At 37.8% G+C, this 14,199-nt stretch carries 13 protein-coding genes and 1 tRNA gene; 12 read left to right on the top strand and 2 right to left on the bottom strand.

Translation table 11 applies throughout. The features are described from left to right. Positions 1-61 precede the first annotated feature (61 nt). The 3 genes from typA to I2E21_RS06600 all read left to right on the top strand — a co-directional run bounded on the left by typA (position 62) and on the right by I2E21_RS06600 (position 4,645). Entirely contained in the window at positions 62-1,885 is a 1,824-nt protein-coding gene (typA, locus tag I2E21_RS06610; RefSeq protein ID WP_195410778.1) for a translational GTPase TypA, read from the top strand. Continuing rightward, the gene (locus tag I2E21_RS06605; RefSeq protein ID WP_195410777.1) at positions 1,885-2,763 is read left to right on the top strand and encodes a 3'-5' exonuclease; all 879 of its coding nucleotides are present in this window, start codon (positions 1,885-1,887) and stop codon (positions 2,761-2,763) included. Before typA ends, I2E21_RS06605 begins: the two co-directional genes overlap by 1 nt. Positions 2,764-2,992: 229 nt before the next feature. After that, positions 2,993-4,645 (top strand): trypsin-like peptidase domain-containing protein, encoded by a 1,653-nt coding sequence (locus I2E21_RS06600; protein WP_195410776.1) that lies wholly within the window; start codon positions 2,993-2,995, stop codon positions 4,643-4,645. Positions 4,646-4,903: 258 nt separating this feature from the next. On the opposite strand, the gene I2E21_RS06595 is transcribed toward I2E21_RS06600, so the two are convergent. Beyond that, positions 4,904-5,407 carry a hypothetical protein gene (locus tag I2E21_RS06595; protein ID WP_195410775.1) on the bottom strand — a complete coding sequence of 168 codons (504 nt, stop codon included), beginning with the start codon at positions 5,405-5,407 and terminating at the stop codon, positions 4,904-4,906. A 500-nt stretch (positions 5,408-5,907) separates the two neighbouring features. Further along, positions 5,908-5,992: transfer RNA gene (locus I2E21_RS06590), tRNA-Leu, on the bottom strand. A 212-nt stretch (positions 5,993-6,204) separates the two neighbouring features. Here I2E21_RS06590 and I2E21_RS06585 point away from each other — a divergent pair. From I2E21_RS06585 to folD, 9 genes are all read left to right on the top strand, one after another. Further along, positions 6,205-6,951 carry a dockerin type I repeat-containing protein gene (locus I2E21_RS06585; RefSeq protein ID WP_195410774.1) on the top strand — a complete coding sequence of 249 codons (747 nt, stop codon included), beginning with the start codon at positions 6,205-6,207 and terminating at the stop codon, positions 6,949-6,951. A gap of 151 nt (positions 6,952-7,102) precedes the next feature. Continuing rightward, on the top strand, positions 7,103-7,540 hold the full coding sequence (locus tag I2E21_RS06580; RefSeq protein ID WP_186936329.1) for a LytTR family DNA-binding domain-containing protein: 438 nt from the start codon (positions 7,103-7,105) through the stop codon (positions 7,538-7,540). Positions 7,541-7,553: 13 nt separating this feature from the next. After that, a complete protein-coding gene (locus tag I2E21_RS06575) occupies positions 7,554-8,003 on the top strand; it encodes a DUF3021 domain-containing protein (protein ID WP_186936328.1) in 450 nt (149 codons plus the stop codon). Continuing rightward, the gene (locus I2E21_RS06570; protein WP_195410773.1) at positions 7,981-8,898 is read left to right on the top strand and encodes an ATP-binding cassette domain-containing protein; all 918 of its coding nucleotides are present in this window, start codon (positions 7,981-7,983) and stop codon (positions 8,896-8,898) included. The genes I2E21_RS06575 and I2E21_RS06570 overlap by 23 nt, the downstream gene beginning before the upstream one ends. After that, the gene (locus I2E21_RS06565) at positions 8,898-9,767 is read left to right on the top strand and encodes an ABC transporter permease (protein WP_195410772.1); all 870 of its coding nucleotides are present in this window, start codon (positions 8,898-8,900) and stop codon (positions 9,765-9,767) included. The genes I2E21_RS06570 and I2E21_RS06565 overlap by 1 nt, the downstream gene beginning before the upstream one ends. A gap of 150 nt (positions 9,768-9,917) precedes the next feature. Next, the gene (locus tag I2E21_RS06560; RefSeq protein WP_207735313.1) at positions 9,918-11,189 is read left to right on the top strand and encodes a pitrilysin family protein; all 1,272 of its coding nucleotides are present in this window, start codon (positions 9,918-9,920) and stop codon (positions 11,187-11,189) included. Positions 11,190-11,211: 22 nt separating this feature from the next. Continuing rightward, on the top strand, positions 11,212-12,495 hold the full coding sequence (locus I2E21_RS06555) for a pitrilysin family protein (RefSeq protein ID WP_195410770.1): 1,284 nt from the start codon (positions 11,212-11,214) through the stop codon (positions 12,493-12,495). Then, the gene (gene lgt / locus I2E21_RS06550) at positions 12,495-13,361 is read left to right on the top strand and encodes a prolipoprotein diacylglyceryl transferase (RefSeq protein ID WP_195410769.1); all 867 of its coding nucleotides are present in this window, start codon (positions 12,495-12,497) and stop codon (positions 13,359-13,361) included. The genes I2E21_RS06555 and lgt overlap by 1 nt, the downstream gene beginning before the upstream one ends. After that, positions 13,303-14,154 carry a bifunctional methylenetetrahydrofolate dehydrogenase/methenyltetrahydrofolate cyclohydrolase FolD gene (gene folD, locus I2E21_RS06545; RefSeq protein WP_195410768.1) on the top strand — a complete coding sequence of 284 codons (852 nt, stop codon included), beginning with the start codon at positions 13,303-13,305 and terminating at the stop codon, positions 14,152-14,154. Before lgt ends, folD begins: the two co-directional genes overlap by 59 nt. The last annotated feature ends 45 nt before the right edge of the window (positions 14,155-14,199 follow it).

Below are 14,199 nucleotides of genomic sequence, written 5' to 3'. Positions count from 1 at the left end.
GATATAATAAAAAAGTATGTGTAGGATATTTGAACTTAGATTTTTATAGGGGGATAATTTTATGGAAACAAGAGAAAATTTGAGAAATATAGCTATTATCGCTCATGTTGACCACGGTAAAACAACTCTCGTAGACCAGCTCTTAAAACAGAGCGGTGTTTTCAGAGCAAATGAGAATGTGGCTGAAAGAGTAATGGATTCTAACGACCTTGAAAGAGAGAGAGGCATTACAATCCTTTCTAAAAACACCGCTGTAATGTACAACGGCATTAAGATTAATATTGTTGACACCCCCGGTCATGCCGACTTTGGCGGTGAGGTTGAGCGTATACTTATGATGGTAGACGGCGTTGTACTTCTTGTAGACGCTTTCGAGGGTTGTATGCCGCAGACAAGATTCGTTCTTAAAAAGGCTTTGGGCCTTGGCAAAAAGCCTTTGGTTGTAGTCAATAAAATTGACCGTCCGGGTGCAAGACCCGAAGAAGTTGTTGACGAAGTTCTCGACCTATTTATCGAGCTTGGCGCTGACGAGGATCAGCTTGAATTCCCTGTAGTATATGCATCAGGCCGTGACGGCTATGCAAGCCTTGATCCGCATCAGCCCGGTACAGATATGAAACCGCTTTTTGAGGCTATTATAAATGAAATTCCTGCTCCGCAGGGAGATGCAGATGGCGGACTTCAGATTCTTATTTCAAACATTGACTCAGATCCGTTTGTGGGCAGAATAGGTGTAGGCAGAGTTGAGAGAGGCACTGTAAAAACAGGTCAGAGCGTTGCAATCTGTCATACAGACGGCAATGTAACAAAGAACGCAAGAATCGGTAAGATTTATCAGTATGAGGGACTTAAGAGAGTTGAGAGCGAAACTGCTGAAATGGGTGATCTTATCTGCGTAAGCGGTATTCAGGATATTAATATCGGTGAAACAATTTGCGACCCTGAAAATATTGAACAGCTCCCGTTTGTTAAGATTGACGAGCCTACCGTATCAATGAACTTTATTGTAAATAACTCTCCGTTTGCCGGCAGAGAGGGTAAGTATGTTACATCAAGAAATCTTCGTGACAGACTTTTCAAGGAAATTGAAACCAATGTTGCGTTAAGAGTAGAAGAAACAGACAGTGCGGATACATTTAAAGTATCGGGCAGAGGCGAGCTTCACCTTTCAATTCTTATTGAAACAATGCGCCGCCAGAATTATGAGTTCCAGGTATCTCGTCCACAGGTTATCACAAAGATGATTGACGGTAAGTTGAACGAGCCTATGGAAATGCTCATTATTGAAGTACCTGACGCTTATGTAGGTGCAGTTATGGAAAAACTCGGTTCAAGAAAAGCTGAACTTATTAATATGGGCACCCGTGAGGGCGGTTCTACTCACATTGAGTTCCGTATTCCGTCAAGAGGTCTTATGGGTTACCGTCCTGAATTCCTTACAGATACAAACGGTAACGGTATTATGAACCATGTGTTTGACGGATATGAGCCGTACAAGGGTGAAATCGTAACCCGTCATCAGGGTTCGCTTATCGCTTTTGAAACAGGCGAAACAGTAACTTACGGTTTGTATGCGGCACAGGAGAGAGGCAGACTCTTTGTCGGCCCGGGTGTTCCTGTATATGAGGGTATGATTGTAGGCGCAAGCCCTAAGTCAGAAGATATTACGGTTAATGTATGTAAGAAAAAGCACATCACAAATACCCGTGCTTCAGGTTCTGATGATGCACTTAAACTTACACCGCCGTCAATTCTTTCGCTTGAGCAGTGTCTTGAGTTTATTGCAGATGATGAGCTTGTAGAGGTTACTCCCGAAAATATCCGTATGCGTAAGCGTATTCTTTCTAAGGAACAGAGAATGAAACAGGCATTCCATAAAAAATAATGAGTTTTGTAGTATTAGACCTTGAATGGAACGGCTCATACAGCAGTAAAGAACACAGATTTGTAAATGAGATAATTGAGTTCGGGGCAGTTAAAACTGACGAAAATCTGAATATTATTGACAGATTTGAAATGCTTATTTCTCCGCAGATAGGCAAAAAACTTTGTTCAAAGGTTAAAAAGCTAACCAAAATCACAAACGAAGAATTAAGAGAAAACGGCTGTACATTTATGCACGCTGTTTCTGAATTTAAAAAATTCTGCGGCGATTGCGTTTTGGTGACATGGGGTACAAGCGACATTCTTGCATTGATTGAGAATTATATGTACTATGCTCACAGGCCTGAGCTGCCTTTTCTCACAAGCTATTGCAATGTGCAGGATTATTGTGAAAAATGTCTTTCCGTAAATGATAAATCTTCTCAACTCGGATTATCCGTATGCGCAGATATGCTTGCAATTAACTTTGATGTTGAAGAACAGCACCGTGCATATGCCGACGCAGAGCTTACATTAAAGTGTATGAAACATTTTGTCGAGGATTATCCGATAGACGATTTTATCAAAGATGCAACGGCTCACGAATTTTATGACAGACTGCTGTATAAAAATCATTTTATTACAGATATTAATAATCCGGAGATTGATAAACGCAGTATGCGCTTTAATTGCGATGCTTGCGGAAGGCAGGCTGCAAGACAGGCAAATTGGAAAGTAAAAAACAAAAGTTTTGTTGCTCCCTTTTTGTGTAAAAAGTGCGGAAGAAAGTTTACGGGTAAAGTTTCCTTTAAAAAGAAATATGACGGAGTTACCGTCAGAAAGCGTATAGTCGAGTATGTTGAAAAGCCTGTTGACGAAAACAGCGAAAATAAGGCTTAGTATAATAATACCTTCTATACATATATCAGCATATAGAAAAACCAATGCCGAACGGTCAGACTAAGACTGTTCGGCATTTTTAAGAATAAAATGTGAACTTGGTTTCATTGTTATTTCAATTTATTTCATATTTATTTCAAAACGAGTTCATATAGTTTTCACTTGGCAAAATTATTATATATACATCGTAAGAGATACGAAAGACACAGCATTTAAGGAGGACTAAAAAATGCTTGATAATAAAAATCCAAATGAATTCAATGATATTTATTCAGGTAATGCTGAAAATACACCTGAAAGCAACACAGACATTCCGCAGAAGAATGCAGAGGCTTCATATGAATGGAATTCCGATAAAAGCGACAACAAGTCAGACAGCACAGAATACCATTATTCATATGTAAACGGCAATAATAAAGACGCTTCGCATAATCCTAACAGATATAACGAGCCTACTCAATATTCTTCACAGAATACAAGTTCGGGATACAGCAATAATTATCAAAATCCAAATACAAACGCTTATGATAATTACCAATCAAACGGTTACACTGCACAGAACCAACAGTCACAGAATGTATATAATTCTCAACCGTACGGTACTGCTCCCAATCATTCGGCAAACGCAAAACCGCCTAAGGCTAAAAAGCCTAAAAAACAGAGAAAACCAATATCAAGAGGCGGTATTGCAATAGCACTTGCAGTTACAATGGTGTTCTCTTGCGGACTTGGCTTTGGCGGCGGTTATCTTGCAAATAAGGTAAATACCAGTACAAGCGGCAGTTTAAATATTACCAAAACAAGCAACAGCGGCACAACCACAACTGCTTCAAGTACATCTACGGCAAATTCAACCTCTGAAATTGTTAAAAAGACAGCCGACAGTGTTGTTGAAATTTCAACAGAAAGCGTTGTAACGGGTTCATTTGCTCAACAGTATGTTCAGCAGGGTGCGGGTTCAGGCGTTATTATTTCTCAAGACGGTTATATTCTTACAAATAACCATGTAATTAACGGAGCAAATTCTGTTAAGGTAAGACTTAGAGATTCTACAGAGTACGATGCAACAATCATAGGCAGTGATTCAGATAATGATATTGCTTTGTTAAAGGTTAGTGCAACAGGACTTTCGCCTGCAACTTTCGGTGACAGCAACAGTCTTGCGGTAGGTGACTATGTAGTTGCTATCGGCAACCCACTCGGTGAACTTGGCGGTACAGTTACAGACGGTATCATCAGTGCACTTGCAAGAAAGGTTACTATTGAAGATACACAAATGACACTTTTGCAGACAAATGCACAGGTAAACCCGGGTAATTCCGGCGGCGGACTTTTTAATGCAAACGGTGAACTTGTCGGTATCGTAAACGCAAAGCAGAGTGCAACCGAAGTTGAGGGTATTGCTTTTGCTATTCCGATTAACAATGTACTTGATATTTTAAGTGACCTTAAAGAATACGGTTATGTAACAGGTAAGGTTGATCTTGGTATTGACTTTACAGATATTACTTCTGACGAAACAGCTTTCTATTACGGTGTAAATCAGACAGGTTGCTATGTTCTTTCCGTTGATTCCGGTTCAAATGCCGAAAAAGCAGGAGTTACAAGAGGTGACCTTGTAACAAAGGTAAACGATACAGATGTTTCAACATCGGAAGATATTACAACCGCACTTGAAAAAGCAGAAGTAGGCGATACAGTTACATTTACTGTAAGCCGCAGAGGAACAAGTAAGACAATTTCATTTGTACTTGAAGAATATATACCTGCGGTAAGCAATTCTCAAATCACTAACGGCTCACAAAAGAGCACTACTCCGACATCAGACAGCGAAAATTCAACCGGTGACGACTCTATTTGGTCACAGATGTTTGGATGGTAATGCTGCTGTTTATATATAAATAATTCATTCTAATCTCTCCATACACAACAGCCGATGCGTTTTGCACCGGCTGTTGTGCTGTTTAGCGGTTTTGCAAAAAATAATAGGGCAGACAAAGCGTCAGCCCTATTATGGTTTAGTGCATTAAATTGCGGTAGCAAAAAGTATTTGTGGGCTTTGCCCACACTCACAACCTTTGAAAAGGTTGATCAAACTTTTATAAATGTTTTTCTAATGCATTATGCTAAATAATAAAATTTACTGTTTCGGAATAGGTTTTGCCAATTTCATAGCATCGTTTGTTCCAAAAGTACGACGAATAACAGTTTCAATGTATTTCTTAATAAGTGTTTCATCATCAACTATTGTAAAGAATCGTAAAACCTGTGTTTGATTAAACCATACTATTTTCATTGGTGCTTTTAAAGTTTTGCTTATTCCGGCAACAGAAAGACTTGCCGCTTCGTTTTTTAATTCTTCTGTTTCACTGCATTTGCAGTTGCTCTTTTTGTATAATTCTGTAATATCGGTATCTTCTGAGTCAATAAAACCGCTCGTTACTTGTGATATATTTTCCAAGTCAGCGGCTGCCATATAATCAGCCGAGCTAATCATATAATCCCATCCATAGCCCTGCGCTGCCAAAAGCACATCATATTGATGCCAAGGCCCTGATTGAATATGCTTTATATCTCTGATAAAGGTTACATCATCAATGTATTCTTCGTTATTTTTCTTTTTAAATTTATCAAACAGTCCCATATTGTTCTCCTTTATTACAGAAAAGATTTAGTAATAATATGTCTAAAAATTACCATACTTGTAAAACAAAAAACAGACTAATAAGAATGTTAATCCGTTTCTTATGGTGCGAGTGACTTAGTTAAAAAATAAGTAAACTTTCTGCCTCTTTTGATGCGGCTTGCAAAAATTATAAATATCATCAACGCTCTCCCTAAAAACAGTCCACAGGACTGTTTTCTTAACGGTCGCCTTGAAGTCCCGTTATCAATTTGCTTGTAAAACAAAAAAACAGACTAATAAGAAAGTTAATCTGTTTTTTATGGTGCGAGTGACTTAGTTAAAAAATAAGTAAACTTTCTGCCTCGTTTGATGCGGCTTGTTAAATTTATAAATATCATCAACGCTCTCCCTAAAAACAGTCCGCAGGACTGTTTTCTTAACGGTCGCCTTCAAGTCCCGTTATCAATTTGCTTGTAAAACAAAAAAACAGACTAATAAGAAAGTTAATCCGTTTCTTATGGTGCGAGTGACGGGACTTGAACCCGTACGTCGTGAAACACACGCCCCTCAAACGTGCCTGTCTGCCTATTCCAGCACACTCGCTAATATTAAGTTTTTGTATTGAGATTGTTTCCTCTCAATCAACGAGTGTTATTATACCACCGTAATTTACAAATGTCAACACTTTTTTTAAAAAAATACATTTCAGAAACAATAAATTTGCAATTTGTATTTTTATGTGTTATAATAAAAATGTTGTGATGTTGAAAAACATCAGTAAATAACAGAATAAAAGGTATTGTGAAGGAGAAAATATGAATAAAAAAATAAGTAAATTTGTTTCTTGTGTTCTTGCTGTAACTTTGTTTATGAGCCTTCTTACTGTTACCGCTTTTGCGGCAGAAAGTAATTATGATTTGAACGGCGACGGAAAGGTATCAGTATCTGATGTAACCGCTTTGCAGTTAAGAATTTCGGGGAACAGAAGTAATTGGACCGATGTATACGAAAAGCGTGCGGATATTAACGGTGACGGCAAAATTAATATTAATGATGTAACCGCTTTGCAAAATATTCTTATGAATGCGTCAAGCGGAGGTACAAGCAGCGGAGCAAGTGCAGCTAATTCATTTTTAATTAAATTACCGTCAAATAAAATTGACAGCAGTTATAAGGGAAGAACATATAAACTTTCCGATAAAGAAAGGGCTTACATAGAAAAAATTGTAATGGGTGAGTTCGGTACTTCTTATGCAGGTTCTGTATTTATTGCACAGTGTATAAGGGATGCTCTTGTTTACGGATATTGCAAAAATCCTATGGATTTAAGAAAATCATCTGCCAACGGCGGTATGGGGTATGACGGATACAGAGAAAATGTAAACGCAAACGCTAAAAATGCCGTGTCATATGTTTTTGATAATGGCGGTAACGCTGTTCAGCACCGTATACTTGTAATGTGTACAGATGAGTATTATAACGCTTATCCGAACAATTGGCATTCAACTCAAAATTACATAACAAAATACGAAAATGTACTGTTCTTTGACTATTGGAACTGATTTTTACCGCTGACCGAGAGGTTGGCGGTATTTTTTATGCAACTTAACCTTTGTATTCTGCATTTTACCTAAAAATACTTTAAATTGAATACAATTTCTGCTATTCTATAAATGTACTTAATAAATGAATTTAACTTCGCAGAGGGAATATATGAAGATAAAGATAATTAAAGACAGCACGGTTACCGAAACCGAGATTACGGTTAAATGTGCGGCTGTTGACGAGAATTTAAAAAGACTGCTTGACGAGCTTGAACATAACAATGCAAAGCTGACAGGCAGAATTGATGATAAAACATTTCTTATATCTGCTGAAATGATTTATTACATAGAAAGCGTTGATGAAAAGACATTTATTTATTCTCAAAATAAGGTGTATGAAACCGATTACAAACTCTATCAGACAGAACAGCTTTTACCGCAATCCGATTTTGTAAGGATAAGTAAAAATTGTATTCTTAATATAAGCAAACTTACGAGTGTAAAGCCATTGCTTAACGGAAAAATGGAAGTACATATGAATAACGGAGAAGTTCAGATTGTAAACAGACATTATTTAAAAGATTTTAAAAGTAAATTCGGACTGTAAAGGGGATAGAACAATGAATAAATTAAGTCAGTTTTTTTCTGTTTTTGTAAATTCATTCGCTTGGCAAACACTTATACTTGCTTTGCTCAATGTATTTTTAGGCAGCGGTTTTGTTTTTAATGCATACAGCGTGATTCAATGCTTTATTGTCGCATTGGTTATTTCTGTATTAATGTTTGTGACCGACATGATATTGTCAAAGGGTTTTAAACTCAAACTTAGTTTGTTGACTGTAAGCATAATAGATATTTTAGAAGTTTTTGCCGTGGTTATGGTAGTAGGCGGAGCAATATTCGGTTGGTTTGATTTTGTAATGTCAGACTTGCTGATTGCTGCAGGTGTAATTATTGCGGTATTTTTGATAGTGTTTACAATTCATATGTTGAGAATGAAAGCAGATTCAAATACGATTAATAAAATATTAAAGGAGAGAAACAGCAATGAAAAAAGCAATAGTAATTGAAAATTTAACAAAGACTTACGGCGATTTAAAGGCTGTTGACAATATTAGTTTTTATGTTGAAGAAGGCAGTCTGTTTGCATTTTTAGGACCGAACGGAGCGGGAAAGTCAACCACCATAAGTATATTGAATACTTTTTTAAAGCCTGACGGCGGCAGAGTTGAAATCGGCGGAAGAATACTCGGAAAAGAAGATTCAAAAATAAGAGCCGAAATCGGTGCGGTATTTCAGGAAAGTTTGCTTGACCCGCTGCTTACCGTAAAAGAAAACCTCTCAATACGAGGCAGTTTTTACGGTTTAAAAGGTAAAAGTTTGAAAAATGCAGTTGCCGATGCTATCGAAAAATCGGGTGCAACCGATTTTATGAACAGACCGTACGGTAAACTTTCGGGCGGTCAGCGCAGAAGAGCAGATATTGCAAGAGCATTGATTAATACACCTAAAATATTATTCCTTGACGAACCGACTACAGGACTTGACCCGCAAACAAGACTTTCGGTATGGGAAACCGTAAGTAATTTACGAAAAGAATACGGAATGACGGTTTTTCTTACCACTCATTATCTTGAAGAAGCAGAGAACGCAGGATATGTTGTAATTATGGATTCGGGTAAAATTGCGGCACAAGGAACTCCCGTTGAACTTAAAAGCAAATATGTTTCGGATATGCTTACAATATACCATAAAGGCAGTACAATGGCGGATATTGAAAGGATACTGAAGTCAAAGAATATGAAATACACATTTACGAAAGAAACCGTGAAAATTCCCGTTAAGTCAACTTTTGCAGCTTTGCCGATAGTCAATGAGCTAAAGAATTACATATTTGATTTTGAAGTTCAGAAGGGTAAAATGGATGATTTATTTGTAGCTGTTACAGGAAAGGAGATAAAGTAATGCTTGCTTTGGTAAAAAGAAATATTAAAATATATTTCAGAAATAAGGGCGCTTGGCTTGCGTCTTTGCTTACGGTGTTTATAATCATCGGCTTGTATGCGCTTTTTCTCGGAGATCAACTTTCAAAAGGTTTTGAGGGTATAGGACTTGACAGTCCAAGACTTCTTACAGACGGTTGGATAATGGCAGGTATTATTTCTATTATGCCGCTTTCAATATCTCTCGGTGCGGTATCAATAGTAAGCGACAGGTCAAAAGGACTTTTTAAAGACTTTTACTGTTCACCTGTAAGCCGCAGCAGAATAACTCTCGGATATATTTTAAGTTTTGCTTTGATTTCGTTTTTTATTACATTGATAGGTTTTATTCTCGGTGAAATATACATAGTTGTAAACGGCGGAGAATTATTAAGCCTTTTGAATATGCTTAAGGTTGTCGGCATAATTGCAATTGACGACCTTGCAACAACTTCTATTGTTATGTTTATTGCAATGTTTATAACAACCGAGGGTGCATATACCGCCGTATGTACAGTTATAGGTACAATTTCCGGATTTATTACAGGTATTTATATTCCTGTAGGTTCGTTGCCCGATTCGGTTGCAACTGCAGTAAAATGTTTTCCGATTTCTCATGCGGGCAGTATGCTAAGACAGATTTTTACAGAGAGTGCAATTACCGAATGTACCAAATCTGTACCTGCCGAATTAAAACCTGATGTAATTAATCAGATTAATTCCGAGATGGGTATAATCTATTCGTTCGGCGACCATACGGTTACTGATTTTGAAAGCATAATTGTTCTTGTTGCAACCGCAGCGGTTTTCTTTGTACTGACAGCTTTTGCGGCAAGAAGAAAAAAGAAGTAATTTATTTTAATAATATACATAATAGGGGCGTTGTTTACATACAATGCTCTTATTTTTTATATAAATGCTTTTATTTCTTTGAAAATTATGTTATACTAAACAATGTATATTAGATTGGAAAAACCAAATTATAGATTCGGAGATGATATGATGGATTCTATTGAAAGAAAAATTATTGCCGACGGTGTCGCTTTTAACAACATCAAGGTAAATAGATTTAAAACAATCAGAATGAGCATTAATCTGTATGTACCTTTAAATGTTGAGGATGCGGCACACAATGCTCTTTTGCGTGGATTGCTTACACGCTCATGCAAGGCTTACCCTGATTTTACTCAATTCAGCAAAAAGCTCAGCGCTCTTTACGGAACAGATATTGTATCAAGCGTAAAAAAGACAGGCGCTTATCAGGTGCTGACTTTTACAGCGGTTGGTATTGACGACAGATATGTGTTTACCGACGAAATCATTTCAGCGGAAATTTCAAAGCTTTTGTGTGAGGTTATCTTTAATCCTAACATTACCGACGGTAAATTTAATGATAATGATTTTGAGCAGGAACGCAGACAGTTGCTTGACGCTATTGACGCAGAGTTTAACGATAAGCGTGGCTATGCGATAAGCACAATGCTTTCAAATATGCTTAAAAACGAAACCTGCGGAATCAAGCGTTACGGCAGTGTTGAAGAAATCAAAAAGATTACTCCCGAAAGCCTTGTGGATGCGTGGAAAAAATTATTAAAAGACTCTGTTGTGGAAATTTTCTATATCGGTGACAGCGGTGCCGACAAAGCGGAAAAAGTATTTACAGACGCATACAGCAAGATTGACAGAACACCTTGCAAGGTTGATATGAGTTATGTCAAGAGTGCGGACGAAGTACAGCGTGTTGTTGAAGAAATGGATGTTTCACAGTCAAAGCTTGTACTCGGTTTCCGTTCGGGTGTCGGCTGTACAGATACCGAAAAAGAGTGGATTGCAGGCAGAATTATGTGCGCTGTTCTCGGAGGTACCGCCAACTCAAAACTTTTTAACAATGTAAGAGAAAAGCAGAGCCTTTGCTACTACTGTGCGGCAAGCTACAATTTTATTAATGGTCTTATGATTGTTGACAGCGGCGTACTCAATGAAAATATTGAAAAAACCGAGAAAGCAATTCTCAAAGAAGTTGAAGATATGAAAAACGGCAATATCACCGACTTTGAAATTGAGGCTACAAAGCGTGCAATAGTAAACGGATTCCGTACATCCAACGATACCACAGCCGGTATAGACAACTGGTATTCTTCACAGTTTATAAATGACGGTTTTAACAGCATTGAAGAACTTGCGGCAAAATATAATGCAGTTACAAAGGAAGAAATTGTAGAGGCAGCCAAAAAGCTCACACTTGATACTGTATATGTTCTTAAAAATAAATAAACTGCGAAAGGAAGTGTGTTAAATGGATATTAAAGAAATAAAATCTGAAAGAGTTGCAGAAAAATATTATAAAATAAATCATCCGTCGGGACTTACAATTTATGTATATCCAAAAGAGGGATACAATTCGGCTTATGCTATTTTCGGTACACGCTACGGCAGTATTAATACAAAGTTTTCCGTAGATGACGGCGAAACAATTACCGTACCTGACGGTATAGCGCATTATCTTGAGCATAAACTTTTTGAAAGCGAAGACGGCGACGCATTTGTTCGTTATGCACAAACAGGTGCAAATGCCAATGCTTATACAAGTTTTGAAAAGACCTGCTATCTTTTTTCTTGTACAGAAAAATTTGATGAAAGTCTTGAAATTTTACTTGATTTTGTTCAGTCACCGTATTTTACTGCGCAGACCGTAGCTAAGGAACAGGGTATTATCGGTCAGGAAATCAAAATGTATGATGATGCACCTGACTGGCGAGTAATGTTCAATATGCTTGAAAATATGTATCACAATCACCCTGTAAAGATTGATATTGCAGGTACGGTTGAAAGTATTGCTGAAATTACAGCCGAAAAATTATACGAAGTGTATAATGTGTTCTACAACCTTAACAATATGGTGCTTTGCGTTTCGGGCAATGTTACTGTCGACAAGGTTTTAAAAACAGCCGACAGACTTTTGAAACCGAGTGAAAAACATACTATTCACAATGTATTTGAAAACGAGCCTTACGAAATTGTTAAGCCGTATGTAGAACAGGAATTTTCTGTTTCTATGCCTATATTTAATCTAGGATTTAAGGAAAAAGCGGATTGCGTAAAAGGCGACGCACAGGCGGCTCATACAGATATTTTGCTATTCCTTTTAGCGTCTGAAACAAGTGAATTGTATCGTAAATTACTTGATGCAAACCTTATTAACAGCTCGTTCTCTTATGAACTGTTTGACGGCCCCGGTTACTGTTCGGTTATCTTTGGCGGTGAGTCAAGAGAACCGCAGAAAGCAGCGGAAATGATTAAGGATTATATTGTTAAACTTAAAGAAAACGGAATTGATAAGGAAGAGTTTGAAATTGCCAAAAAATCAATTTACGGCGATACAGTTGCATCTCTCAATTCTGTAGATACAATTTCAAATATTCTTGCCGACTACCATTTCAAAGGCAATAATATGTTTGACTATATTGATGAAATTGCAAACGCTACAATAGAAGATGTTACAAAGCGACTTGATTGTATGCTTGATGTAAATAACTGTACTTTGTCGGTTGTAAAGCCAATTCAGGACGGTGAAAAGTAATGGACTATAATGTTTCGTTTCCGGGACTTGGTCTTGAATTTACCGTAAATCCTGTTGCTTTTACCATTGGTAATTACCCGGTTTATTGGTACGGTATAATTATTGCGTCGGGACTTCTGCTTGCAGTGCTTTATGCCTATGTCAGTTCCAAACGATACAATGTTGACGGCAATAAGCTGATTAATTGTATTCTTGTGGGAATCATAACGGGTATTATTGGCGCAAGACTTTACTATTGCTTTTTTGAATGGGATTATTACAGCAAAAATCCGATTGAAATTCTCTATATAAACAACGGCGGTCTTGCAATTTACGGCGGCATTATCGGTGCGCTTTTAGGCGGTCTTACGGTTGCAAAAATTCAAAAAATGAAAGTTATGCCGATTCTCGATATTACTATGATGGGCTTTTTGCTCGGACAGGGAATAGGCAGATGGGGCAATTTTATGAATCAGGAGGCATTCGGCGCATCTACCGATTTACCGTGGGGAATGGTAAGTCAGGGTACAGACAATGTTGCGGTTCACCCGTGCTTTTTCTATGAATCGGTATGGTGTCTGCTCGGATTTGTGATTTTGCATTTCTATGGTAAATACAGACAAAGATATGCAGGACAAATTTTCTTCAGCTATCTTGTGTGGTACGGCTTTGAAAGAATGATAGTAGAGGGACTCAGAACAGACAGCCTTTACCTGCATTTTGAAATTTTCGGCAATGCGGTAAAAGTATCGCAGCTTTTATCGGCAGTTATATTTGTTGCGGGTATTGTAATGCTTTTAATAAACATAAAGAGAAAGGACAGTTTTTATGCAGATTATAGACGGAAAAAAGGTATCGGCTCAGGTAAAGCAAGAAGTAAAAAATGAAACCGAGCTTTTAAAGAAAGAATATTCGATTACACCGGGACTTGCCGTTGTAATCGTAGGTGACGACCCTGCCTCAAGGGTATATGTAAACAATAAAAAGAAAGCCTGCGAGCTTGTGGGATTTCATTCTGAGGAATATGCTTTGCCTGCCGAAACCACACAGGAGGAGCTTTTAGACCTCGTAAAAACACTTAACGAGAAAAAGGACATTAACGGTATCCTCGTTCAGCTCCCACTTCCAAAGCATCTTGATGATAAGGCAGTAATCGAGGCAATAAATCCGCTCAAAGATGTTGATGCGTTCCATGCTGTAAATGTAGGTAAAATTATGCTCGGCGAGTATGATTTTCTCCCTTGCACACCTGCCGGCGTAATGGAAATGCTCCATTATTACAATATTGAAGTCAGCGGCAAAAATTGTGTTGTAATCGGCAGAAGCAATATTGTAGGCAAACCTATGGGAATGCTTTTACTTCACGAAAACGGCACTGTAACAATTTGCCACAGCCGCACAAAGAATCTTGCAGAGGTTTGCAGCAGGGCAGATATTCTTGTTGCAGCGGTAGGCAAACCGAAGTTTGTTACGGCAGATATGGTAAAAGAGGGCGCTGTGGTAATTGATGTAGGTATGGACAGAGATGAAAGCGGCAAACTTTGCGGTGATGTTGATTTTGAGAATGTAAAGGACAAATGTTCATACATAACACCTGTTCCGGGCGGTGTTGGTCCTATGACAATTGCAACACTTATGAAAAACACTGTAAAGGCTGCAAAAATTCAGAATAACCTGTAAAAATAAGGTTGACAACAAATTATATTTGTGTTATGCTATATAAGC

Source organism: Ruminococcus sp. BSD2780120874_150323_B10 (assembly GCF_015553695.1).
In the GTDB taxonomy this organism is placed as follows: domain Bacteria; phylum Bacillota; class Clostridia; order Oscillospirales; family Acutalibacteraceae; genus Ruminococcoides; species Ruminococcoides intestinale_A.
Note: the sequence above shows the minus strand (reverse complement) of the source record. Positions and strands in the feature narration are given on the sequence as shown.